The sequence below is a fragment of the Pseudomonas sp. MF06569 genome (assembly GCF_059862735.1).
In genome coordinates this window covers 134,498-156,487 of the sequence record NZ_JCBCUZ010000002.1, presented here as the reverse complement: position 1 = coordinate 156,487, position 21,990 = coordinate 134,498, and the positions used below count along the sequence as shown (strand labels likewise).

The following is a 21,990-nucleotide window of genomic DNA, read 5'->3' as shown; positions in this document are numbered from 1 at the left end:
ACAGAGACAGGGCCAGGACTCAGCGCTGCTTCAGGCGATCGATCACCACCGCCAGTAACAGGATCGAGCCGCGAATCACGTACTGGTAAAACGTGTCGATGTTCTTCAGGTTCATCGCATTTTCGATAATGGCCAAAATCAGTACGCCAGCTATCACGTGGCGAATCATCCCTACCCCTCCGCTTAGCGATACACCGCCCAGCACGCAGGCCGAGATCACGGTCAACTCGAAGCCCTGGCCGATCATCGGCTGGCCAGAGGTCATGCGAGAGGCAAGGATGACACCGGCCAGTGCACCTACCAGCCCGTGTACGGCAAAGATGATGATCTTGGTGCGATCAACATTGACCCCCGCCAGCAGGGCCGCTTCCGGGTTGCCGCCAATGGCCATGGTGTTGCGCCCATAGGTGGTGTAGTTGAGCAGCCAGCCGAAAAACACAAAGCACACAAGGGTGATCAGGATCGGCACCGGCACACCGAACCATTGGCCGTTGCCAAAGACAAAGAACGATTCCTGGGACACCCCCACCGCCTTGCCGTTGGCAAAGATGTAGGCCAGACCACGCACAATCTGCATGGTCGCCAACGTGGTGATCAACGCGTTGACCCGCAGCTTGGCGATGACTATCCCGTTGATCAGGCCAACGATCAGGCCCATGCCCAACGCAGCGCTGACACCCAGAAAGACGCTGTCTGTGTCACGCATGACCACCGCCGCCACGACGCCGGAGCAGGCGATTACCGAACCCACGGACAAGTCGAAATGACCCGACGCCAGGCAATAAAGCATGGTGCAGGCGGCAATCCCGGTGGTGGAAATCGCCAGCCCCAGGCCCCGCATGTTCAGCGGCGACAAAAAGTTGTCGATCAGCAAGGTACAAAGCAGGAAGATTGCCAGCGCCGCCAGCAACATCACCCAGTCGTCGAGGAAGCGACGCACGTCCAGGGGCTTACGCGCAGGCGGCAGTGATGTGTTTTGAATTGTCATGTAAACCTCTCAAGGGATCACGCCTTCAACCGCGCTGGCGGGGCAAGGCCATCTGCAACAGGTTGGATTCATTGGCCCGGTCGCGAGGCAGTTCGCCGCACACCGCGCCTTCACACAGCACCAGAATGCGATCGCTGATGCCCAGCACCTCCATCAGGTCGCTGGACACCACGATGACCGCTATACCATTGGCCGCCAGGGTGTGGATGATCTGGTAGATCTCGGCCTTGGCGCCGATATCGATGCCTCGCGTCGGCTCGTCGAGCAGCAGCACCTTCATGGGCATCGACAACCAGCGCCCGAGAATGGCCTTTTGCTGATTGCCGCCGGACAGGTACATGATTTTTTGCGCCGCGCTCGGGGTCTTCACTTTCAGCGCCTTGATCTGCTTGTCGGCATTGGCGCGCTCCCACTTGCCACGCAGCAGCAAACCCAGGGTCGAATGAGCGCCACGGGCACTGATATTGATGTTCTCGGCGACGCTGGCGAGGGGGATGATGCCTTCCTTCTTGCGGTCCTCCGGGCACAGCAAGACCCCGGCACCGATCGCATCACGGGGCGAGCGCAGCGTCAGTTCGGCCCCCTGCAATTCAAGGCGACCGGCGCTGTTGCGGGCCAGCCCGCCGAGCAGGCGCAACAGTTCGGTACGCCCCGCCCCCACCAGCCCGAACAGGCCCAGTATTTCGCCCTGGCGCACCTCGAAACTCACCGGTTCACGCAGTCCCGGGCCGAGCAACCCCTGGACTTTGAGCGCGACCGCGCCGTGCTCGCGAGGGCGGTAGTCATAAATATCCTGAATATCGCGACCGACCATGCACGTCACCAACTGATCGTGGGTCAGGTCACTCATCTGCTCGAAGGTGCGCACGTAGCGGCCGTCCTTGAACACCGTGACCGCATTGCAGATACGGAACACTTCCTCCATGCGATGGGAAACGTAGAGCACCACTTTTCCTTCGTCGCGCAGGCGGGCAATGATTGCCATCAACCGATCGATTTCGCGGGCCGAAAGGCTGCTGGTGGGTTCATCGAAGGCAATCACGTGGGCGCCACGGGACAGCGCCTTGGCGATTTCCACCAATTGGCGCTGCCCCAGTGACAGACGTGCAATTTTCTCCTGCGGATCGATTTCATCCGCCAGGCCCTTGAGCAAATCCAGGGCCTGCTGACGCAGCAAGCGGCGGTTAATCAAGCCAAAACGCGCAGGCAAATGCCCCAGAAACAGGTTCTCGGCCACGGTCATTTCAGGTACCAGATGCAACTCCTGATGGATGACCGCGACCCCGCTGGCAATACTTTCAGCAGTGGACTTGAAGGTCAGCGCCTGCTCACCGATTTGCAAATGTCCGCTGCTGGGCTGATAGGCGCCACCGAGAATCTTCAACAGGGTTGATTTACCGGCACCGTTCTCACCCATCAGCGCATGAACCTGCCCCGGGTGAGCGACGAAACTGATATTGGCCAGCGCCTGTACACCGGGAAACTGCTTGCCGATGCCGTTGAAGCGCAAGCTGGCGGCGCCACTCCCCGGCGCGTTCAATTCCACAGACCGATCTTGGTCAGTTCTTCCTTGAAGTTGTCACGGGTAATCAGCGTTACCTCATCCATCGCGGTGTACAGCGGCGGTTCTTTACCCTCGGTGATCCACTCAAACATCATGGTCGCCGTCTTGTAGCCTTCAATATGCGGGCTGGGGAGCATGGAGCCGAAAAAGCCACTGTTGGCCTTTTTCAGTTCACCAATGGCGTCGGTGCCATTGATGCCGATGCCGATCACATTGGCGGGCGCAAAGCCGGCACTTTCCGTGGCACGCACTCCGCCGAGCACAGTGCTGTCGTTCATCCCGCCAATGATCAGGTTCTTCGCGCCGCCGGGCAGTTTGACCAGCGCCGAGTTGGTGGCGTCCATGCTGCCGGGCACGTCGAGGGTTTTAAGCGCGGAGTACAAAATGTGATCGTCTGGCAAGCCCGCGTCCTTCAAGGATTTGACTGAGCCATCCGTGCGCTTTTTAGCCGTATCCAGCTCGTTGAAGGTGTTGATCACCGCATAGGTGTCTTTCCAGTCCCAATTGCGATTTTTCGCTTCAGTGACCATCGCACTGCCCTGTTTCTGGCCCACTTCGAACGCCGCCATGCCCAGGTACGGCACCTCTTCCATAAACTTGCCGCTGGCGTCGACAAAGCGGTCATCCACAGCGATCACTTTCAAGCCGTTAAGCTTGGCCTTGGCCATGATGGCAGGGCCAAGGCCCACATCCGGCGGACAAATCACAAAACCCTGGGCGCCGTTGGCCGCCAGGCTATCGATGGCTGACAGGGTCTTCTCGCCGTCCGGCACGGCGATTTTGATCAGGGTAAAGCCTTTATCCTGGGCGGCTTTTTCAGCGAAGGCCCATTCGGTCTGGAACCAGGGTTCCTCCGCCTGCTTGACCAAAAAGCCGATCTTCACCGGGTCGCCCGCCTGCAGCCCACTGCTGAGGCTGAAGGCGGTAGCGGCCAGGGCCGCACAACACAGGGAACGGATACCGTGACGACGTTTCATGGCTGACTCCTTGTTTTTATTTTTAACGGTCTGCAGAACCTGTTGTGTCCGGGCAAGCGATCAATCGTGGTACATCACTGAGCGCCCGCCATCGAGGGTGATGCACGAGGCATTGATAAACGGTGCTTCATCGCTGGCCAGGAACACGGCAGTCATTGCCACCTCAAGCGGCTGGCCGATACGCCGTGGCGGGTGCAGGTCGAGTGCACGCTGACGCTCGGCATGGGGGTCGGCGAAACCGTTCCAGTAATCGACGTTGAGCTGCGTCTCGATATACCCCGGCGCGATGGCGTTCACCCGGATGCCCTTGGGTGCGTATTCGATGCCCAGGGCACGGGTCAGGCCCATCAGGCCGTGCTTGGCCACCGGGTACGGGAAACAACCTGGAATGATGTGGCTCGAATGGGTTGAGGCAATGTTGATGATGCTGCCGATGCCTTGCTCGATCATCTGCGGCAAAACCGCCTTGCAGCCGTACCAGGCGCCATCCAGATCGATGGCGAAACAACGGCGCCAGTCTTCTTCGGTCATTTCCAGAGGGTCGCGGAACACGTTGACCCCGGCGCAATTGATCAGCACATCGACCCGACCGTGCAGTTGCAACGCCAGTGCGGCCTGGGCATGCAGGTCTGCCTGGCAAGACACATCGGCTCTGATTGCCCGCACATCCGCGCCTTGATCACGCCAATGGGCGGCAACTTTCTCCACCTTTTCGGCCTGAATATCGCTGATGACCATTTTCGCCTGTTGCGCCACGAAGCTGGCCACGATGGCTTCCCCAATACCTTGGGCGGCGCCGGTCAACAGTACGACCTTGTTCTTCAGGCGCTCACCACGGGGTGGTTCGGCTACGAGTGGCAATGCAAGAGGTTCAGCCATTGATCAAGACTCCTGGACACGACAAAAACCGGGCATCTGTCGATGACCGGTTAAAAAGCATGGGGGATTGGGCGGGACGTGCAGACGCGCTAGTGCGCAGGAGCACCCTGGGATAGTTCGGCATCACTTCACCTGTTTTGTTTTTTTAAGTGTGAGTGCGTAGAGCTGAGGCCGACTATAAACCCAGGGCTAATTAAATCTCAATATATAATTTAACATCCCACATTATGGGAGATTAGTGTTCGCGGGATAGCCTAGGCAGGCCCGATCGGGAAAAACTCCCCACCACTCCACACGCCCAGCCAGTTCCGCCCGTCGATCTTGCGCTCCACCGCCAGCTCTACCAGCTGGTAGAACACATTGCGGTGGATCAGGGCTTCAAGATTGCGCCGCACATGCACATAAGGCGCGGGCTCCTGGGTCTGGGGGTCAATGACGAAACGCAGCGGATGCTCGGAGCCGGCATTGATCGACTCGTCGACTTGGGTGGTAAAACGCAGGACTTGCTGCTCGCCCTGCCCCTCCACGTCCAAAGTCACCGCGACAAAAGGCGCGTCATCGACTTTGATGCCGACTTTTTCTACCGGGGTAATCAGAAAGTAATCATCGCCGTCGCGGCGAATGATCGTCGAGAAGAGCTTGACCATGGGCTTGCGGCCAATGGGTGTGCCCATGTAGTACCAGGTGCCATCGCGGGCAATACGCATGTCGATATCGCCGCAAAAGGCGGTATCCCACAAGTGAACGGGCGGCAGGCCTTTGTCGGCCCTGGGAATTTGCGCCAACAGGTTGCTGACGTCTACCGGCTCGCTCATGTTGCTCTCCTCGACTTATTGATCGCTCAAGCCTATCAAGCTGCGAGCGTACTTGGCGAGCGGCGGTCCGATCAGGTCTGCGGGCTTGTTGTCATGGAACGTCAGCAAACCGCCGCGGCTGCGAATGGTGGCGGTATCGATCAAATACTGGGTACTGGTCTCGATCAGCATCACCTGGATCACGCCACTGTCGATCCCCAGTCGGCTGATCTCTTCCTGGTCGAGCCATTCGTCGCTGTTGCCGATGCGGTCATCGGCCCGGGCAAAACGGGTGAACAGCAAGTAGTGAGCGCCAAAGCCCCTGGCTTCGGTCATTGCCTGATCGAGCCCGAGCGGCGCTTTGGCACGGCGCACCATGGGAAAGTATTCGACAAAACCGTTGAACGCCTCTTCGGCCACCACATTGGGGCGCACGTACGGATCGCCGACAGGGGCAAATGGCCCTTGGGCGATGTAGATAAAGGAGTCTGGCTGAATACGCAGCGAGTTGCTGCGCCGGGTGTTGCTGTGATCGAGCATGCCTGCGTCACTCAGCTGATAACGCGCGCCCTCACCCAGATCGCTGAGCTTCATGCAGCCGCCGAGCGCCAATAAAGCCAGCCAAACAATCAGACCACGCATCCCGTTCTCCCGATGCCGGTGACAAAAAACCGGCGAATAGTCCCGTGATGCAGATTGCGCGCCAGTTTTAGCAGGTCACTGTTAGGCTGTGAGAACGGGCTTTAGCCGCCGATGATCTTCATCACCGTGGCACCACCGGAGAAAGCCACGTCCTGTTTGTCACCCAGGGCTTTCATCAGCAGGCCTTGCAGCGCAGGCAGCGCCTGGTGGCGAGGCTTGTTGAGCAGATCACCCACATAATGGCGATTGCTCGACGACAGGCAACCATGTAGCCATCCCGTGGAAGACAGTCGCAGCCGTGAGCACGTACGGCAAAACGGCACGCTCTCGTTGGCGATCACCCCGAAATAACCATGATCCGGGATCTGGTAGCGCACCGCCGTGGCATCGATTGGCGCATCGGCCTGCAAGTATTCGTAGCGCTCGCCAATCAGCGACAACAGCTGCTGCAAGCTGACGAACTGCTGCAGAAAGGCATTGCTATCACTGGCCAGATGGCCCATGCGCATCAGCTCGATAAAACGCAGTTCATAACCGCGCTCAAGGCAGTACTCCAGCAGCGGCATCACCTGATCCAGGTTCTGTCCGCGCAAGGGCACCATATTGACCTTGATCTTGATCCCCGCTTCCCGGGCCTGCTGCATGCCCTCGAGCACCGTCGGCAGATCACCGCCACGGGCAATGCTGCGAAACGCTTCTGGATCAAGGGTGTCGAGAGAGACATTGAGACGGCGGATGCCCGCATCCAGCAGCAACGGCAACTTGCGTGCAAGCAATTGGCCGTTAGTGGTCAGGCTGATGTCGCTCAAGCCCAACTGCCCGACTTCGCGCATAAAGGTTTCAAGCTTGGGGCTGACCAGCGGTTCGCCGCCGGTAATGCGCAAGCGCTCGATGCCAGCAGCCTCAATCAGATAAGCCACCCCGCGCACCATCGCTTCGGCCGACAGCTCATCCTGCGCGGCAACCAACCGCTTGCCGTTAGGCACACAGTAGGTGCAGGCATAGTTGCAAGCGGAGGTCAGACTGATACGCAAGTTGCGAAAACGTCTGCCTTGGCGATCAACGATCATGGATGACTCCGGCGCGGGGGAAATGGGCCGCCGCAAAACCTGACTCATAAATCAGGTTTTGGCAAGACCCAAGCCTGATTATAAGCCTCAAGGCCATAAGCCATGAAGGCAAATACTGGCCGGGGTTACTCTACAGCCGGGGTATCGGTGTCACGCTTGCGCTTGTTGCCCATGCGTACGCCAATGTCCATCAGGAACTGAAAGAAGCCTTCCTGATCTTCCAGCACATTGCTCCAGAACGGCGAGTGATATAGCGCCACAGCGCCGTGCACCAGAGCCCACGCTGCGCAGTAATGGAAGTATGGCGGTACGTCTTCGAGCTTGCCTTCACTGATACGCCCCTTGATCAACAGGGTCAGGCGCTCAAAGTTCGAGGCGCGGATCTTGTGCAGCTCTTCGACCAGTTCTGGCACCTGGTTGCCCTTCACCACCTTTTCTTCAAGGCGATCAAACAACCGGTAGCGCTGCGGATCACGCATGCGAAACTCAAAGTAGGCACGGGACAGCGCCTCTTTGTCTTTATCCACGTCGGCGGAATGCAGCAGCTCGTTCAAATCGCGCTCGTAGTCGAGCATCAGGCGCAGGTAGATCTCGGCCTTGGACTTGAAGTGCTTGTAGATCGTGCCTTTGCCGATACCCACGGCATCAGCAATCATCTCGACGGTGACACTGTCTTCACCCAGGTCGAGGAACAGCTTGAGCGCGGTATCGAGAATTTCTTGCTCGCGGCGACGAAACTCACGGACCTTACGGGGTTCTTTGTGCATAAGAAAAGGTCTGTTCGGGTCAAAATCGAAGCGGAGTATTATGCATTAGTCACACTAAATTGCACGGATCATCCTGCATATCGATGTGTTCAAACGATTTACCGGCGGCTCGCAGAGCACTCAAGCGAAGCTCGGGTATTCCAAATCTGTTTAAAAAACGATCAATCCTGGCTGGACGTTCGACAAAGCTGGCCAATACTTAACGTGTCGGCGTGACATCCCCCCCAAAGTGTCTCGCCGATTTAGGCAGCAACGGAATGTGTGCCTTTGTTTTACTCCTAATGGTCTTAACCCGAATTCCCCAGAGTTCGGGTTTTTTTTGCCTGCCTGTTTACTTTAAAAACTGTGGGAGCGGGCTTGCTCGCGATGCTGGCGCTGCGGCCGAATGGATGCGCTCGGTGATGCTATCGCGAGCGGGTCCGCTCCCACGTCAGATTGACTGTGCAACCCGAGCCAGCGGAAACAGACGCTTGAAGTTTTCGGTGGTTTGCTCTGCAAAGCGCTCGTAAGACTCACCGCGCAACATGGCCAGGAACTCGGCGACTTCACGCACGTACTGCGGCAGGTTCGGTTTGCCGCGATAGGGAATCGGGGCGAGGTAAGGCGAATCGGTCTCGACCAGCAGGCGATCTGCAGGCACCTGACGGGCCACATCGCGCAGGGCATCGGCATTGCGAAAGGTCACAATCCCCGACAGCGAGATGTAGTAACCCATGTCCAGCGCCGCCTTGGCCATGTCCCAGTCTTCAGTGAAGCAGTGCAACACGCCAGCCTGGGGCAATGCCGCCTCACGCAGCAAGTTCAGGGTATCGGCGCGGGCGCCACGGGTGTGAATAACCACCGGTTTGCCGGTCTGTTGCGCCGCTTCCAGATGCACCCGGAACGACAATTGCTGCAACTCGGCGGCTTCAGGCTCGTAGTGGTAGTCCAGACCGGTTTCACCGATCGCCACTACCCTGGGGTGATTCAGCTCGCTCAACAGCCAGTCCAGCGCTGGCGCCGCTCCCGGCTGTACGTCCAGGGGGTGGACGCCCACCGAGCAATCCACATCGGCATACCGATCGGTCAGGGCTTTGACATCGGCCGCGTTGTCGGCGCTTACGCCGATACACAGAAAATGCCCGACACCGCGTTGACGCGCGGCCTCCAGAGCCGCGTCCAGCGAGCCGTCATGGGCGCTCAGATCAAGACGATCGAGATGACAATGAGAGTCAACCAACATACAAAAATTACCTGCTTATCAATTCAATCAAATCAGCGCTGGCCGGGCAGGCTTGCCCACTGCACCAGTAACGCCTCGACCAACAGATCACGGTTAAGGTTGGCCTTGCTCAAGACCTTCTGGCGCTGGGCAAGAATCCAGTCCTGAATGCTCAGAACCTTGTCCTGCGGGGTTTTCTGCGCCAGGTATTGCAGCACTTTGCGCATGTCTTCCAACCCGAGCCCGGCTTCGTCCTGGGTCAGTTGATAGCGCAGGATCAGGTTCGACCAGTCGCAAAACCAGTCAAACAGCAACAGCAGCGGGATGGCTTTCCAGCTTTCCGCCAGTTGACTGGCCGACAGCTCGCGCTTGAGCACCTTCTTGACGCCCTCCACCACCGCTGCCCGTTGTTCGCGAACACCCTGGGCCTGCAACTTGACGGCTCCCAGAGGCGATCCGGCGGCAAGGGTCAATAACTCGACCCGTTCAGCTTCGCCAGTATCAGGCAGGGCCTTGGCCAGCCATTCAAGGCTCAATGCCTGGCTCGGCAACGGGCACGCCTGCTGCACGCAGCGACTGCGGATGGTCGGCAACAGTCGACTGGACTGATGGCTGACCAGCAGCAGGATGGTGTTGCCGGAGGGTTCTTCAAGGCTTTTGAGCAAGGCGTTGGCGGCGTTGATATTCATCGACTCTACCGGCTCGACCAGTACCACCTTGCGCCCGCCCAACTGGGCGGTCTGCACCACAAAGCTGACCAGATCGCGCACCTGGTCGACCTTGATTGCCTTGTCAGCTTCTTCAGGCTCAAGAATGTAATGATCGGGGTGACTTCCCGCCGCCAGCAACGAGCAGGATTTGCATGTACCGCAGGCTTCAAGCCCAACCGGCTGCTTGCACAGCAGACTGGCCATCAGTCGTTCGGCCAGAGCCCGCTTGCCGATGCCCGCCGGCCCGTGCAGCAAATAAGCGTGGGCATGCTGCGCGCGCCCTGCCATTTGCTGCCACAGGCTGTCTTGCCACGGATAGGCCTCAGCCACGGTGCAAGCCCAGCAATTCTGGCAACAAGGCGTCCAGTTGCCCTTGAACCTGTTCGAGCGTCTGCGCGGCATCGATCAGGCGATAACGCGCAGGCTCTGCCTTGGCGCGTTCAAGGTAGGTGCTGCGCACCGCATCGAAGAACGTGCGACCTTCCTGCTCGAAGCGGTCAAGTCGACCCCGGGCACTCGCCCGGGCCATGCCGACTTCAATCGGCAGATCAAACACCAGGGTCAGATCAGGACGCAATGGACCCTGGACAAAGGTCTCTAGAGTCGCGATGCGTTCAAAGGACAGCCCCCGACCGCCGCCCTGATACGCATAAGTGGCATCGGTAAAGCGATCACACAGCACCACCGCACCCCGGACCAACGCCGGGCGAATGACTTCGGCCAGATGCTGGGCGCGGGCTGCAAAGACCAGCAACAGCTCGGTGTCGGCACACATCGCGTCATCGCTGGGCGTGAGCAGCAGCTCGCGGATACGCTCGGCCAGCGGCGTGCCGCCGGGTTCGCGGGTCAGTACCACGTCGATACCTTCGGCGCGCAAGCGCTCTGCCAGGTACTCACGGTTGGTGCTTTTTCCTGCGCCTTCGGGGCCTTCCAGGGTAATAAACAAGCCAGTCACAGGCAGCAATCCTTAATCAGTGTCTTTCGGGCCTTGCGGCTCGGCCGGGGGACTCTCCGGCTCGGCAGCAGGGGTCGGCGCGGGGCTCGAACGGTAATCGGCCCTGCGCTTGATCTGGAATTCGCGCACCGCATTGTTGTGCGCATCCAGGTCATCGGAAAACGTGTGGCTACCATCGCCCTTGGCCACAAAGTAAAGGCTGGAGCCACTGACCGGGTGCAAGGCGGCATTAATCGCTTCACGCCCCACCATGGCGATGGGCGTAGGCGGCAAGCCAGGAATCGTATAGGTGTTGTACGGCGTGGGCTCGCGCAAGTGGGCCCGTGTCAGCTTGCCGTTGTAACGCTCGCCCAGCCCATAGATCACCGTAGGATCGGTTTGCAGCGGCATGCCGATTTTCATCCGGCGCACAAAAACCCCGGCAATTTGCCCGCGTTCCTGTGGCACACCGGTTTCCTTTTCCACCAGTGACGCCATGATCAGCGCCTGATAAGGGTTGGCATAAGGCACGCTCGGATCACGCTGCTCCCACTCCTGGGCAAGCACTTTCTCAAGACGGTCGTAGGCTTTTTCCAGCAACTGGGCATCGGTCATGCCGCGCACAAAGCGATAGGTGTCTGGAAAGAATCGACCTTCCGGAAATTCCCCGGCATGACCCAGCTTGGCCATGACTTCGCTATCGCTCAGGCCATCGAGGGTCTGTTCGATTTTTTCATGCTTGGCCAGAGCGCTGCGCACCTGGCGAAAATTCCAGCCTTCAACCAGAGTCAGGCTGTATTGCACCACTTCGCCACGCTGCCACAGACCAATAAGGTCCTGGGCGGTCATGCCCGGGGTCATGCGGTATTCACCGCTGTGCAACGGCTGGCCTTCAAGGTTGAAGCGCCAGTACACGCGCAACCAGAACGCGTCACGCAGCGTGTCGTCAGCTTCCAGACGATTGAACGTACCGGTCGGCGTGGCGCCAGCCGGTACATCGAGCAATTGTTCCTGCGTCAGATTGAGCGGTTGGTCGAGCGCAGAATTGAGCTTCCAGGCGCTAGCGCCCAGCAGCAAGCCCGCCAGCACCAGACCTGTCTCCAGCAGCACCAAGAATTTACGTTTCACAAATCAAACATCCAGTAGGGTGCGAGCAATGCCTTGCAGTTTACGGGTGAGTGGCCCCACCGGCCAGCTCAGGTCTGCAAATGCGCGCACGGGCCAAACGCCATACACGCTGTTACAGAGGAAGAGTTCATCGGCCTGTTGCAGCTGCGCAAGGCTGATGTCAGTAACCAGACAAGGAATGGCCAGGCGTTCGGCCTCGACCAGCAGTGCAGCCCGCATCACGCCGGCCACGCCACACCGGTGCAGGTCGGCGGTCATCAGAACCCCGTCACGCACCATGAACAGATTGCTGAACACACCTTCAATCACCCGTCCCGACGTGTCGCGCATCAAGCCCTCGGCGTAGGCCGGGTCTTGCCATTCGGATCGCGCAATGACCTGTTCGAGTCGATTGAGATGCTTGAGCCCCGCCAACAACGGCTGTTCAGCCAGACGGGTGGCGCAATCAAACAGCACTATCCCTTGCAGCGCGTACGCTTGGGGATAAGCCGCAGCCGGACTGGCCTGAAGAATTCGTCGAGGCAAAGCCCCGGTGGACGCGCCATAACCACGCTGACTATCGCCACGGGTCAGGATGAGCTTGAGGACGCCCTCGCCCATCGCTTGCGCATATGCCAGCAATTCGCTGCGGATCAATGCCTGATCCGCAACAATCGCCAGCCGGGAACAACCGAGCGCCAGACGCTGCATATGCAGTTCCAGCAGCAGCGGTGTGCCAGCCTTGACGGCGATGGTCTCAAACAGACCATCACCGTAGGCCAGCCCACGGTCTTTGAGCGACGCAAGAGCGTTCGCCGGCTGACCGTCGACCCAGCTTTGCATCAGTCGGCGTACCGACGGAACACCAACGAACCGTTTGTGCCGCCAAAACCGAATGAGTTGGACAGCACCACGTCGATCGGCATTTCACGCGCGGTGTGCGGCACGAAGTCCAGATCGCAGCCTTCATCAGGCTCGTCGAGGTTGATGGTCGGCGGGGCAATCTGGCTGTTGATGGCCAGTACGCTGAAAATCGCCTCGACCGCGCCCGCTGCACCTAACAGGTGACCGGTCATGGACTTGGTCGAACTCACCGCCAGTTTGTAGGCGTGATCACCAAACACCGACTTGATCGCCGACACTTCTGCCAGATCGCCAGCAGGGGTCGAGGTGCCGTGGGCGTTGATGTACTGCACTTGATCAGCGTTCAGCTGGGCGTCACGCAGGGCATTGGTAATACAGCGGGCCGCACCTGCACCATCGGCCGGAGGCGAGGTCATGTGGAAAGCGTCACCGCTCATCCCAAAACCGATCAGTTCGGCGTAGATGGTCGCACCACGCGCCTTGGCATGTTCAAGCTCTTCGAGCACCAGCGCACCGGCACCGTCAGACAATACAAATCCATCACGGCCTTTGTCCCACGGACGGCTGGCACGGGTTGGATCGTCGTTGCGGGTCGACAACGCACGGGAGGCACCAAAGCCGCCCATGCCCAGGCCGCAGGCGGCCATTTCGGCACCGCCGGCAATCATCACGTCGGCTTCGCCGTAAGCAATGTTGCGAGCTGCCATGCCAATGCAATGCGTACCGGTGGTACAGGCAGTCGCGATGGCATAGTTAGGCCCCTGTGTACCCAGATGGATAGACAGAAAACCGGAAATCATGTTGATGATCGAACCGGGCACGAAAAACGGAGAAATCCGTCGCGGGCCTTGCTCGTGCAAGGTACGGCTGGTTTCTTCGATATTGGTCAGACCGCCAATACCCGAACCCATTGCCACACCGATGCGCTCACGATTGGCGTCGGTAACTTCAAGGCCGGAATTACGCACAGCCTGAAACCCAGCTGCCAAACCGTATTGAATAAACAGGTCAAGTTTTCGGGCTTCTTTGACGGAGAGGTAATCCTCAACGTTAAAGCCCTGTACCGAGCCGCCAAAACGGGTGGAATAGGCAGAAAGATCCGTGTGTTCGATCAGACCAATGCCACTTCGGCCTGCCAGAATGCCTTGCCAGGTGCTCGGAACATCCGCACCCAGTGGCGACAACATCCCCATACCGGTGACTACGACGCGTCTACGCGACACAGCACTCTCCTTTATTCTATTGACGACACTTTGCATCACGCCTAAAGAAAAAACCGCACGCCAGAGCGGCAGTGCGGTTTTTCCATGACAGCGAGCAACGATTACAAACTATTACGCCTGGTGGCTAGTAACGTAATCGATAGCGGCTTGTACAGTAGTGATCTTTTCAGCTTCTTCGTCAGGAATCTCAGTCTCGAATTCCTCTTCCAGAGCCATCACAAGCTCAACGGTGTCAAGGGAGTCGGCACCCAGGTCTTCAACGAAGGAAGCGGCATTGGTCACTTCTTCTTCTTTAACGCCCAGTTGCTCGGCAACGATTTTCTTGACGCGCTCTTCGATGGTGCTCATACCTTGTTTTCACTCCTAATGGACAAATTCAGGCAGCTGGCCAGTGGGCAAGTGTATCGAAAGCCTTTTCAGTTTTTCAACTGAAAGCTTTGCACTCACACCGCAACAACCGGCTGCCTATAAATAGATTGCAGCTTTATAACGGATTTTAGACAGCTCGTATGACATTTTTTTGAAGCAATCCGTCACATTTAACTCATGTACATCCCGCCGTTGACCGGGATTGTAGCCCCTGTCACGTAGGCTGCACCGTCAGATGCCAGGAAAGCGACCACGTTTGCGATCTCTTGAGCCTGGCCCAAACGGCCCAGCGGAATCTGCGTCTGCAAGGCTTCGCGCTGTGCCTCTGGCAATTCACGGGTCATATCGGTATCGATAAAGCCCGGAGCTACCGAGTTGACAGTGATCGAGCGCGAGCCCACTTCACGTGCCAGCGCACGACCGAAACCTTCAAGGCCTGCCTTGGCGGCGGCGTAGTTTACTTGGCCTGCGTTGCCCATGGCACCCACAACAGAGCCAATATTGATAATTCGTCCCCAACGGGCCTTGGTCATGCCACGCAAAACCCCCTTGGACAGGCGATACAGACTGTTCAGGTTGGTATCGATAACGTCATGCCATTCGTCATCTTTCATGCGCATCATCAGATTATCGCGGGTGATCCCGGCATTATTGACCAGAATCGCCGGAGCACCGAACTGCTCCTGGATGCTCGCCAGCACCGCAGCAACCGATTCGCTGCTGGTGACATTGAGTTCCATGCCAGTGCCCTGAACACCGTTTTCTTTCAGGGTGGCAGCAATACGCTCGGCACCGGCTTGCGAAGTCGCAGTGCCGATGACAACGGCGCCCTGACGACCCAACTCCAATGCTATAGCCTGGCCAATGCCACGGCTTGCGCCTGTTACCAGTGCAACTTTACCTTGCAAGCTCATGCAGGCTTCTCCTGATTCAGACCAGAGCCAATCGCGCAGCGGCGAAGGCATCCGGGGTATTCAAATTGTGGGTCGTCACGCCTTCAGCGCAACGCTTGCTGATGCCTACCAGGACCTTGCCCGGACCGCACTCAACCAGATCAACCGGGCCGCCAGCCGCAAGCACCTGTACCGACTCAACCCAGCGCACTGGCTTGTACAACTGTTCGAGCAAGTCGCGCTTGAGGGTTGGCAAATCGGCTGCAACAGCGGCACTGACGTTCTGCACCAAGGCAATGGTCGGCATTTTCCAGTCAATCGCCTCGATGGACTCGGCAAAACGCTCAGCGGCAGGACGCATCAGCTCGCAGTGCGAAGGCACGCTCACCGGCAACGGCAATGCACGCTTGGCGCCTTTGGCCTTGCACAGCTCCATGGCGCGCTCAACAGCAGCCTTGGCGCCAGCGATCACGACCTGGCCCGGCGAGTTGAAGTTCACTGCGCTGACCACTTCACCTTGCGCCGCTTCGGCACAGGCCGCCAGCACGTCAGCATCTTCCAGGCCCAGGATTGCCGCCATGGCACCCTGGCCGGCCGGTACGGCTTCTTGCATCAGTTGACCGCGACGCTCAACCAGTTTGACCGCCTCAGCCAATGTCAGGCATTCGGCAGCAACCAACGCGCTGTACTCGCCCAGGCTATGGCCTGCAACAAAGTCAGGGCGCTTGCCGCCTTCGGCCAGCCACAGGCGCCACAGGGCAATCGAGGCGGCCAGAATGGCAGGCTGGGTAATATCGGTTTGATTCAGCTTCTCTGCAGGACCTTCCTGGATCAGCGCCCACAGGTCGTAACCCAGAGCAGCGGAAGCTTCTTTAAATGTTTCCAGGACCAGCGGATGCTCCGCGCCCAGCTCGGCCAACATGCCGAGGGACTGCGAACCCTGCCCTGGAAAGACAAATGCGAGGGATGTAGACATGTAACAAGCCCCTAATGATCTTGTCGTCGGAGAATTGACGTCCTACCGTAGTGGACGCAAGAAACTGACAGTTGGATGGCTGATTGGACTGAGCGGTCACATTTAAGCATCCGCCCGGCAAAACGCCTACGGCAACAACCCTTCAAGGCGTCCATACAAACGCTTTGGCAGGTCTTCATGGATTTCAATCAATGCGCGCTCTATCGCACTCTGAAAGCCCTGAGCACCTGCCGAACCGTGACTCTTGATCACAATCCCCTGCAGCCCGAGAAAGCTCGCACCGTTATGACGCGCGGGCGCCAGGTCGGCCTGCAGGCGCCGCATCAACGGCAACGCCAGCGCACCTACACAGCGACTGAACAGGTTACGCCTGAACACCGCCTCAAGCCTGCTCGAAATCATGGTGGCAAGGCCTTCGCTGGACTTGAGCATGATATTGCCGACAAACCCGTCACACACCACCACGTCAGCCTCGCCACGGTACACACCATCACCCTCGACAAAGCCGATGTAGTGCAGCCCGGACGCCGCCTGCAACAACGCAGCCGCCTCTTTGACCTGCTGATTGCCCTTGACGTCTTCGGTGCCGATATTGAGCAAGGCAACCCGTGGACGAAGCACACCCAGCGCCTGCGCCGCCACCGACCCCATGACTGCAAACTGGAACAACTGCCCGGCCGTGCAATCGACATTCGCGCCCAAGTCCAGCAACTGACAGTAGCCCGTCTGGGTCGGCACCGCCGCCACCATCGCCGGACGATCAATCCCCGGCAAGGTCTTGAGCACATGCCGGGACAACGCCATCAGTGCGCCGGTATTGCCGGAACTGACACAGGCTTGCACCTTGCCATCACGGAGCAACTCCAGCGCCACACGCATGGAAGAGTCAGGCTTGCTGCGCAAGGCATTGGAAGGTCGCTCATTCATGGCAATCACTTCAGAAGCAGGAGTAATCGTCAGGCGCGAGCGATCCACAGCCGAATGGCCAGCGATCAAGGTTTCAAGTATGGAGGGTTGACCGACGAGGGTCAGGTGTAACGAGGGAGTTGCAGACAGACAGGCAATGCAGGCCTGAACAATGCTGCGGGGACCGAAGTCCCCGCCCATTGCGTCGATCGCGATGACCTGAGCGGACAAGTGATTACTCGTCAGCGCCCTTGTCGATCACTTTACGACCACGGTATACGCCTTCTGGCGATACGTGGTGACGCAGGTGAATTTCACCGGTGGTTTTTTCTACGGACAGAGTGCTAGCCGAAAGAGCATCGTGCGAACGACGCATGTCACGGGCAGAGCGGGATTTTTTGTTCTGCTGAACAGCCATAATTAATTAACTCCTAAACGTTTGGGTCACGCTTTAACTGCGCCAATACACTGAACGGGTTGGACCGCGTTACCTCGTCCTCGCCTGGCTCGGGCTCATCGAGACCCGCCGGCTGCTGGCATTCTTCCGGATGATGAGCAGGCACAATGGGCAAGGCAAGCAAAAGCTCTTCCTCGATCAGTGACTGCAGATCCAATGGATCTTCGCCCAGTTCCAGCACGTCATAACCTTTCGGTAACGACTGGGTATTTGCACCCTCCTTCACCACAGCATAACTGCACTCGCTGTGAATCGGCAGGGTGACCAGCTCAAGACAACGCTGGCAAACCATCTTGACCTCAACGTCGATGGAGCTGTGTATTACCACAGATCTTCGCTCGTCTCGCTCAAAAACAAATTTAGCCTGGACCGTACCGACATTGTCGGAAAGCGGGTCGCAGAGTCTCTCCAAATCAGCCAGCAGCACTTCACCTTGAAGGGTAGTGCCACGATCAGCTAATTTGCGCGGGTCAACGTGAGGTGGAATCGGGTCATTCAACATAGGCGCAGCATTCTAGGGACGACCCCTTCACCTGTCAAAGGAAATTGTGCCTGTGCGACATCCCGTACGCCCGCTAGAATCGCCAACCACCCACAGGAGCCGCGCATGCTACCTTTATTACTCGCTTCAAGCTCGGTTTACCGCCGCGAATTACTGACTCGCCTGCGCCTGCCTTTCAGCTGCAGCTCACCCGACATCGACGAAAGCCACCGCCCCGGCGAGACCGCCATTGAACTGGTTAAGCGCCTGTCCCTGGAAAAGGCACAAGCACTCGCCAACAGCCATCCAGACCACCTGATCATTGGCTCCGACCAGGTCGCCGTACTCGGCGGACAGATCATCGGCAAACCCCACACCCACGACAAGGCCCACCAACAACTGATGAGCGCCAGCGGTGCCAGCGTGAGCTTCCTGACCGGCCTGACCCTGCTCAACAGCCAGACGGGCCACCACCAGACCGATTGCATTCCCTTCACCGTGCACATGCGCACGCTAAGTGCCGAACAGATCGAACGCTATCTGCTCGCAGAACAGCCCTACGACTGCGCTGGCAGCTTTAAAGCCGAAGGCCTTGGTGTGAGCCTGTTTCAACGCACAGAAGGCGATGACGCCACCAGTCTGGTCGGCTTGCCACTGATACGCCTGGTGGACATGCTGCTTGCAGAAGGCGTACACCTGCCCTGAATAAGCCGCAACACTCTGTAGTCGCTGCCGAGGAACGAAGGCTGCGATCGGCCGCGAAGCGGGCGTAGAACCTGACATATTCGGGTGTTCCATTTTGCGAACGCTTCGCGCTCGATCGCAGCCTCCGCTCCTCGGCAGCGACTACAGAACGCTCGACACCACACAAAAAAAACGACCCGAAGGCCGTTTTTTGTGAGCAGAGAGACCAATCAGCGCAGTGTCGGCCCCTGAAAGCCCATCCACATCGCCAATTGCTCAGCCACGCTGGCACCGAGCTTTTTCGAGAAGCGATCGAAAGCCGACTCCTGGACAGTGAAATCCACCAGATCCTTTGCACCGATCACATCACGGGCAACCGAACTGGCATTACCCAGCCCGTCAATCAACCCCAGGGGCAGCGCCTGCTGACCGGTCCAGACCAACCCCGAGAACAACTCAGGATGTTCCTTGTCTTTCAGGCGATCACCACGCCCCTGCTTGACGCTATCAATGAACTGCTGGTGAGTCACATTCAGGACACCCCGCCAGAACTTGGTTTCGTCCGGCTTTTCCGGCTCAAACGGATCCAGGAATGCCTTGTGGTCACCCGAAGTGTACGCACGACGCTGAATCCCCAGCTTGTCCATCGCCCCGACAAAGCCAAAGCCCGCCGCCGTCACGCCAATCGACCCGACAAGACTGGCCTTGTCGGCGTAAATCTCGTCAGCAGCACTGGCAATGTAATAGGCACCGGAAGCTCCCAAATCGGAGATCACCGCATACACCTTGGTGTCGGGATGAAGGCCGCGCAAACGACGAATCTCATCGTAGACATAACCCGACTGCACCGGACTGCCGCCCGGACTGTTGATGCGCAATACAACACCCTTGACCCTTGGGTCATCGAATGCAGCCTGCAGACTGGTAACCAGGTTATCGGCACTGGCAGGCTCTTTATCTGCGATCGGGCCGCGTACATCGATCAACGCGGTATAGCTCGAACCGCCCACCGCACTTCGCTCCATGCTCAGCAGCGGAGTAAACAGCAGCAACACCGCAATGAGGTAACAGAACATCAGGACCTTGAAGAAAATCCCCCAGCGGCGCGAACGGCGCTGCTCCTGAATACCCGCCAACAAGGTTTTTTCCAGCAGTTGCCAGCTTTTTGCATCACCGACAGTCGACTCAGCCGCAGAGGGCGCTTTCCATTGATCAACCATGCACTACCCCAGCAAAGACTTTAATTAACCTGACGATCCAGCCAGGCGCGCAACTCGGGAAAACTGTCAATCGCCAACCGAGGCTCAAACGCCAGCAAGCGTTCCATTGACTGAGCACCATAGCCTACCGCAACAGAGTCGATACCCGCGTTGCGCGCCATCAACAAATCAAAGGAAGCATCACCCACCATCAACGCCTGATCCGGGCGCACATCGCAATGAGCCAGAATCTGATTGAGCATCAAGGGATCGGGCTTGCTGGCAGTCTCATCTGCTGCACGGGTGATATCGAAAAAATCTTCCCACCCATGAGCCTTGAGCACACGATCCAGCCCGCGACGCGCCTTGCCCGTAGCAACCGCCAGGCGATAGCCCTGCTCACGGAACACCTCAAGCGACTCCCTGACCCCGGCGAACAACGGCGAAGGCTCGGCATCCATGGCGATGTAGACATCGGCGTAGTGCTGACGAAAGGCAATCACCTGCTCTGGCGTCATGTCGGGATAGAGCGTCAGAATCGCCTCGGGCAGGCCCAACCCGATAATCCCCTTGACTGCTGGCGCATCACGCTCAGGGCGACCCGCCCGCTGCGCTGCAACCTGCATTGCAGTGACAATCCGACCAATGGAGTCGGCCAACGTGCCGTCCCAGTCAAAAATCAGCAGCTTGTAGTCAGTAGGGGACACTCAGTCGCTCCACGGTCTTGGCCCACATTTCATCTACCGGGGCCTGGAATTTCATCTCACCGCCATCTGGCATCGGCACAGTCAGCATGTAGGCATGCAGAAACAACCGCTTGCCGCCCAGATCACGGATCTCCTTGGAGAAGCCTTCATCGCCGTACTTGGTATCACCGGCAATGCAGTGGCCCGCATGCAGGGTATGCACACGAATCTGGTGAGTACGGCCAGTAATCGGACGAGCCTCAACCATGGTTGCAAAATCACCGAAGCGGCGCAGCACCTTGAACACGGTGACGGACTCTTTGCCTTCTTCGTTGACTTCAACCATGCGCTCACCCGAACGCAAGTTGCTCTTCATCAGCGGCGCACGCACCTGCTTGATCGAAGCCGCCCAGTTGCCGCGCACCAGCGCCATGTAACGCTTGTCGATACCGTCGCCGCGAAGCGCCTCGTGAAGATGGCGCAACATGCTGCGTTTTTTGGCAATCATCAACAGGCCGGACGTGTCACGGTCCAGGCGGTGCACCAATTCCAATTCCTTGACGTCAGGACGCATCTGACGAAAGGCTTCGATCACGCCAAATGTCAAACCGCTGCCGCCATGCACGGCGATGCCTGCCGGCTTGTTCAAGACAATCAGCGCCTTGTCTTCATAGACAATCGCCGCCTCAAGGCGCAACAACAAACCTTGGGCCACAGGCACAGGCTCGTCGCGCTCAGGCACGCGAACCGGCGGCACGCGCACGATGTCGCCCGCCTGCAGCTTGTACTCGGGTTTGATCCGGCCCTTGTTCACGCGCACTTCGCCTTTACGCAAAATGCGGTAAATCAAGGTCTTGGGAACACCCTTGAGTCGAGCAAGCAGGAAATTGTCGATGCGTTGGCCGGCATATTCCGGCGAGACCTCAAGCAGCTGGACGCTGGGGGTCGGGGGGGTAGTCGTCGTCATGGCGCCGATGATAACAATTTTTTATGGAATTGAAGCACTTAATCATTGCTGCTATAGTCGCGAACGCCGCCAAAAGCGGCCTGGACAGAGGATTAACGGTGTATCACCGGCCCTGACCAACGCTCTTAACAAGGACGCGAGGCCGTCCCACGGGGCTTTCGCTACACACGCAAGACCTGGAGTTGTAACAAGCGCAGGTGACATGAGGCCTGAAGCGAGCCTGGAAAGCAGAGTGCAAACTCCCCTTCTACGCCGATATTCACGGCCAGTTCACAAAGTGCAGTCAGCTTCGGGAATTTCGGGCGAAAGCTTCAGAAACATTGCCTTTATTAGCCATGATGCGTGAACTCCCCTTTTGGAGAACACGGTAAATGCCAACCCGCTGCGGATTCTGCGCGCGGCAGCACCCGAATTATCAGGGATACGTGTAGGGTGGAGACGCACAACCGCCGGACTGTGTAGCAATAGGCTTTATCAAGACGCTTCATCTCGTCCACAGCCGCCGGTTGATTCCTCCTCCTGACCAGACTTTTGCTTAAGAGGTGCTTTAGCACCACAGCAAGCAGGAAGCGTAAGTCGCGACTTCGACCCCAAGGTTCGAACCTCGCTGTACACAGGAGTGGCCAACAACTCCTGACGCACCTGACACCGA

Annotated in this window: 24 protein-coding genes; 1 reads left to right on the top strand and 23 read right to left on the bottom strand. The window is 58.3% G+C overall.

What is annotated here, in order from left to right; all coding sequences use genetic code 11:
• Positions 1 to 19: 19 nt before the first annotated feature.
• The 20 genes from araH to AC19YQ_RS03000 form a co-directional block, all read right to left on the bottom strand.
• Positions 20 to 988, bottom strand: coding sequence for an L-arabinose ABC transporter permease AraH (gene araH / locus AC19YQ_RS03095; RefSeq protein WP_500594557.1), 969 nt, complete (start codon positions 986 to 988; stop codon positions 20 to 22).
• A gap of 25 nt (positions 989 to 1,013) precedes the next feature.
• Complete coding sequence (gene araG / locus AC19YQ_RS03090; protein WP_500594556.1) at positions 1,014 to 2,534, bottom strand: L-arabinose ABC transporter ATP-binding protein AraG; 1,521 nt, start codon at positions 2,532 to 2,534, stop codon at positions 1,014 to 1,016.
• Positions 2,525 to 3,529 carry a substrate-binding domain-containing protein gene (locus AC19YQ_RS03085; protein ID WP_133075639.1) on the bottom strand — a complete coding sequence of 335 codons (1,005 nt, stop codon included), beginning with the start codon at positions 3,527 to 3,529 and terminating at the stop codon, positions 2,525 to 2,527. Before AC19YQ_RS03085 ends, araG begins: the two co-directional genes overlap by 10 nt.
• A gap of 60 nt (positions 3,530 to 3,589) precedes the next feature.
• Positions 3,590 to 4,408, bottom strand: coding sequence for an SDR family oxidoreductase (locus tag AC19YQ_RS03080; RefSeq protein WP_500594555.1), 819 nt, complete (start codon positions 4,406 to 4,408; stop codon positions 3,590 to 3,592).
• Positions 4,409 to 4,662: 254 nt separating this feature from the next.
• Positions 4,663 to 5,223 carry a DUF1285 domain-containing protein gene (locus AC19YQ_RS03075; RefSeq protein WP_500594554.1) on the bottom strand — a complete coding sequence of 187 codons (561 nt, stop codon included), beginning with the start codon at positions 5,221 to 5,223 and terminating at the stop codon, positions 4,663 to 4,665.
• A gap of 15 nt (positions 5,224 to 5,238) precedes the next feature.
• The gene (locus AC19YQ_RS03070) at positions 5,239 to 5,844 is read right to left on the bottom strand and encodes a DUF4823 domain-containing protein (RefSeq protein ID WP_219262522.1); all 606 of its coding nucleotides are present in this window, start codon (positions 5,842 to 5,844) and stop codon (positions 5,239 to 5,241) included.
• A 101-nt stretch (positions 5,845 to 5,945) separates the two neighbouring features.
• Positions 5,946 to 6,914 (bottom strand): GTP 3',8-cyclase MoaA, encoded by a 969-nt coding sequence (locus AC19YQ_RS03065; protein ID WP_500594553.1) that lies wholly within the window; start codon positions 6,912 to 6,914, stop codon positions 5,946 to 5,948.
• 125 nt (positions 6,915 to 7,039) lie between these two features.
• Positions 7,040 to 7,681, bottom strand: coding sequence for a TetR/AcrR family transcriptional regulator (locus tag AC19YQ_RS03060; protein ID WP_019827947.1), 642 nt, complete (start codon positions 7,679 to 7,681; stop codon positions 7,040 to 7,042).
• A 430-nt stretch (positions 7,682 to 8,111) separates the two neighbouring features.
• Positions 8,112 to 8,903, bottom strand: a complete 792-nt coding sequence (locus tag AC19YQ_RS03055) for a TatD family hydrolase (RefSeq protein ID WP_339473887.1) — start codon at positions 8,901 to 8,903, stop codon at positions 8,112 to 8,114.
• A 32-nt stretch (positions 8,904 to 8,935) separates the two neighbouring features.
• Positions 8,936 to 9,922 carry a DNA polymerase III subunit delta' gene (locus AC19YQ_RS03050; RefSeq protein ID WP_339473886.1) on the bottom strand — a complete coding sequence of 329 codons (987 nt, stop codon included), beginning with the start codon at positions 9,920 to 9,922 and terminating at the stop codon, positions 8,936 to 8,938.
• Complete coding sequence (gene tmk, locus AC19YQ_RS03045) at positions 9,915 to 10,547, bottom strand: dTMP kinase (protein WP_219262524.1); 633 nt, start codon at positions 10,545 to 10,547, stop codon at positions 9,915 to 9,917. The genes AC19YQ_RS03050 and tmk overlap by 8 nt, the downstream gene beginning before the upstream one ends.
• Before the next feature lie 12 nt (positions 10,548 to 10,559).
• Positions 10,560 to 11,654: an endolytic transglycosylase MltG gene (gene mltG, locus AC19YQ_RS03040; protein ID WP_326398306.1), complete on the bottom strand. Its 1,095-nt coding sequence runs from the start codon at positions 11,652 to 11,654 to the stop codon at positions 10,560 to 10,562.
• A 3-nt stretch (positions 11,655 to 11,657) separates the two neighbouring features.
• Entirely contained in the window at positions 11,658 to 12,476 is an 819-nt protein-coding gene (gene pabC / locus AC19YQ_RS03035; protein WP_500594552.1) for an aminodeoxychorismate lyase, read from the bottom strand.
• Positions 12,476 to 13,720: a beta-ketoacyl-ACP synthase II gene (gene fabF / locus AC19YQ_RS03030; RefSeq protein WP_133075676.1), complete on the bottom strand. Its 1,245-nt coding sequence runs from the start codon at positions 13,718 to 13,720 to the stop codon at positions 12,476 to 12,478. Before fabF ends, pabC begins: the two co-directional genes overlap by 1 nt.
• Before the next feature lie 111 nt (positions 13,721 to 13,831).
• Positions 13,832 to 14,068, bottom strand: a complete 237-nt coding sequence (acpP, locus tag AC19YQ_RS03025) for an acyl carrier protein (RefSeq protein WP_016779952.1) — start codon at positions 14,066 to 14,068, stop codon at positions 13,832 to 13,834.
• Positions 14,069 to 14,259: 191 nt separating this feature from the next.
• Positions 14,260 to 15,003, bottom strand: a complete 744-nt coding sequence (gene fabG, locus AC19YQ_RS03020; RefSeq protein WP_133075677.1) for a 3-oxoacyl-ACP reductase FabG — start codon at positions 15,001 to 15,003, stop codon at positions 14,260 to 14,262.
• A gap of 16 nt (positions 15,004 to 15,019) precedes the next feature.
• A complete protein-coding gene (fabD, locus tag AC19YQ_RS03015; protein ID WP_133075678.1) occupies positions 15,020 to 15,958 on the bottom strand; it encodes an ACP S-malonyltransferase in 939 nt (312 codons plus the stop codon).
• Positions 15,959 to 16,084: 126 nt separating this feature from the next.
• Positions 16,085 to 17,095 carry a phosphate acyltransferase PlsX gene (gene plsX / locus AC19YQ_RS03010; RefSeq protein WP_133075679.1) on the bottom strand — a complete coding sequence of 337 codons (1,011 nt, stop codon included), beginning with the start codon at positions 17,093 to 17,095 and terminating at the stop codon, positions 16,085 to 16,087.
• Positions 17,096 to 17,099: 4 nt separating this feature from the next.
• Entirely contained in the window at positions 17,100 to 17,282 is a 183-nt protein-coding gene (rpmF, locus tag AC19YQ_RS03005; protein ID WP_003442519.1) for a 50S ribosomal protein L32, read from the bottom strand.
• Between the two features lie 13 nt (positions 17,283 to 17,295).
• The gene (locus AC19YQ_RS03000; protein WP_019827935.1) at positions 17,296 to 17,823 is read right to left on the bottom strand and encodes a YceD family protein; all 528 of its coding nucleotides are present in this window, start codon (positions 17,821 to 17,823) and stop codon (positions 17,296 to 17,298) included.
• Positions 17,824 to 17,928: 105 nt separating this feature from the next.
• Here AC19YQ_RS03000 and AC19YQ_RS02995 point away from each other — a divergent pair, with 105 nt between their 5' ends.
• Complete coding sequence (locus tag AC19YQ_RS02995) at positions 17,929 to 18,507, top strand: Maf family protein (RefSeq protein ID WP_500594551.1); 579 nt, start codon at positions 17,929 to 17,931, stop codon at positions 18,505 to 18,507.
• 209 nt (positions 18,508 to 18,716) lie between these two features.
• Here the strand turns inward: AC19YQ_RS02995 and AC19YQ_RS02990 are convergent, their stop codons facing one another.
• From AC19YQ_RS02990 to rluC, 3 genes are read right to left on the bottom strand one after another with little or no spacing between them, the layout of a single operon-like run.
• Positions 18,717 to 19,706 (bottom strand): S49 family peptidase, encoded by a 990-nt coding sequence (locus AC19YQ_RS02990; RefSeq protein WP_500594550.1) that lies wholly within the window; start codon positions 19,704 to 19,706, stop codon positions 18,717 to 18,719.
• A 20-nt stretch (positions 19,707 to 19,726) separates the two neighbouring features.
• A complete protein-coding gene (locus AC19YQ_RS02985; protein ID WP_339473877.1) occupies positions 19,727 to 20,392 on the bottom strand; it encodes an HAD-IA family hydrolase in 666 nt (221 codons plus the stop codon).
• Positions 20,379 to 21,338, bottom strand: a complete 960-nt coding sequence (gene rluC, locus AC19YQ_RS02980) for a 23S rRNA pseudouridine(955/2504/2580) synthase RluC (protein ID WP_019827927.1) — start codon at positions 21,336 to 21,338, stop codon at positions 20,379 to 20,381. Before rluC ends, AC19YQ_RS02985 begins: the two co-directional genes overlap by 14 nt.
• Between the last annotated feature and the right edge of the window lie 652 nt (positions 21,339 to 21,990).

What these genes read in the sequence shown, in the direction of transcription:
- araH (WP_500594557.1), bottom strand. Translation starts at nt 988, where the DNA reads ATGACAATTCAAAACACATCACTGCCGCCTGCGCGTAAGCCCCTGGAC.
- AC19YQ_RS03085 (WP_133075639.1), bottom strand. Translation starts at nt 3,529, where the DNA reads ATGAAACGTCGTCACGGTATCCGTTCCCTGTGTTGTGCGGCCCTGGCC.
- AC19YQ_RS03080 (WP_500594555.1), bottom strand. Translation starts at nt 4,408, where the DNA reads ATGGCTGAACCTCTTGCATTGCCACTCGTAGCCGAACCACCCCGTGGT.
- AC19YQ_RS03075 (WP_500594554.1), bottom strand. Translation starts at nt 5,223, where the DNA reads ATGAGCGAGCCGGTAGACGTCAGCAACCTGTTGGCGCAAATTCCCAGG.
- AC19YQ_RS03070 (WP_219262522.1), bottom strand. Translation starts at nt 5,844, where the DNA reads ATGCGTGGTCTGATTGTTTGGCTGGCTTTATTGGCGCTCGGCGGCTGC.
- AC19YQ_RS03065 (WP_500594553.1), bottom strand. Translation starts at nt 6,914, where the DNA reads ATGATCGTTGATCGCCAAGGCAGACGTTTTCGCAACTTGCGTATCAGT.
- AC19YQ_RS03060 (WP_019827947.1), bottom strand. Translation starts at nt 7,681, where the DNA reads ATGCACAAAGAACCCCGTAAGGTCCGTGAGTTTCGTCGCCGCGAGCAA.
- AC19YQ_RS03055 (WP_339473887.1), bottom strand. Translation starts at nt 8,903, where the DNA reads ATGTTGGTTGACTCTCATTGTCATCTCGATCGTCTTGATCTGAGCGCC.
- pabC (WP_500594552.1), bottom strand. Translation starts at nt 12,476, where the DNA reads ATGCAAAGCTGGGTCGACGGTCAGCCGGCGAACGCTCTTGCGTCGCTC.
- acpP (WP_016779952.1), bottom strand. Translation starts at nt 14,068, where the DNA reads ATGAGCACCATCGAAGAGCGCGTCAAGAAAATCGTTGCCGAGCAACTG.
- fabG (WP_133075677.1), bottom strand. Translation starts at nt 15,003, where the DNA reads ATGAGCTTGCAAGGTAAAGTTGCACTGGTAACAGGCGCAAGCCGTGGC.
- fabD (WP_133075678.1), bottom strand. Translation starts at nt 15,958, where the DNA reads ATGTCTACATCCCTCGCATTTGTCTTTCCAGGGCAGGGTTCGCAGTCC.
- rpmF (WP_003442519.1), bottom strand. Translation starts at nt 17,282, where the DNA reads ATGGCTGTTCAGCAGAACAAAAAATCCCGCTCTGCCCGTGACATGCGT.
- AC19YQ_RS03000 (WP_019827935.1), bottom strand. Translation starts at nt 17,823, where the DNA reads ATGTTGAATGACCCGATTCCACCTCACGTTGACCCGCGCAAATTAGCT.
- AC19YQ_RS02995 (WP_500594551.1), top strand. Translation starts at nt 17,929, where the DNA reads ATGCTACCTTTATTACTCGCTTCAAGCTCGGTTTACCGCCGCGAATTA.
- AC19YQ_RS02990 (WP_500594550.1), bottom strand. Translation starts at nt 19,706, where the DNA reads ATGGTTGATCAATGGAAAGCGCCCTCTGCGGCTGAGTCGACTGTCGGT.
- rluC (WP_019827927.1), bottom strand. Translation starts at nt 21,338, where the DNA reads ATGACGACGACTACCCCCCCGACCCCCAGCGTCCAGCTGCTTGAGGTC.